The 530-nt window shown below is 78.1% G+C and carries 1 protein-coding gene; it reads right to left on the bottom strand.

The annotated features are described in order from the left end of the window. Positions 1-353, bottom strand: a 353-nt coding sequence (locus ACFWBB_RS09500) for a hypothetical protein (protein ID WP_385268847.1), incomplete at its 3' end; no start/stop codon positions are given. Positions 354-530: the final 177 nt, after the last annotated feature.

Here is a 530-nt window from a genome sequence, read left to right on the forward strand (position 1 = left end):
CTGCGGGTGCGGACGCGGGCAGTGGATCGGTGGCGCGGCCTGGTGTGGCGGATGCCGGTGTCCGGCTGGGTGCTGGTGGTGGTGATGGCGCTGCCGGGGTGGGTGGCGGTGATGGCGCTGCCGTGGTGCGGGAGCCGTCGGTGGGTGTGGGAGCGGCGCATGCGCCTGCGGGTGCGGACGCGGGCAGTGGATCGGTGGCGCGGCCTGGTGTGGCGGATGCCGGTGTCCGGCTGGGTGCTGGTGGTGGTGATGGCGCTGCCGCGGTGCGTGGTGGTGACGGCGCTGCCGGGGTGGGTGGCGGTGATGGCGCTGCCGTGGTGCGGGAGCCGTCGGTGGGTGCGGGAGCGGCGCACGTGCCCGCGGGTGCGGACGCGGGCAGTGGATCGGTGGCGCGGCCTGGGGTGGCCGGCGCCGGGGGCGCCGGGGTGGTCCCGGTGCGTGCCGATGCGGCGGCGGGCGCCGGGAGCGTGCGGGGAGTCAGCGGGCGTCCTGGTGGGCCGGAAGGCGGTCCGGGCGTAACGCGGACGGAG

The sequence above is a fragment of the Streptomyces sp. NPDC060000 genome (assembly GCF_042737375.1).
Taxonomy (GTDB): Bacteria; Actinomycetota; Actinomycetes; order Streptomycetales; family Streptomycetaceae; genus Streptomyces.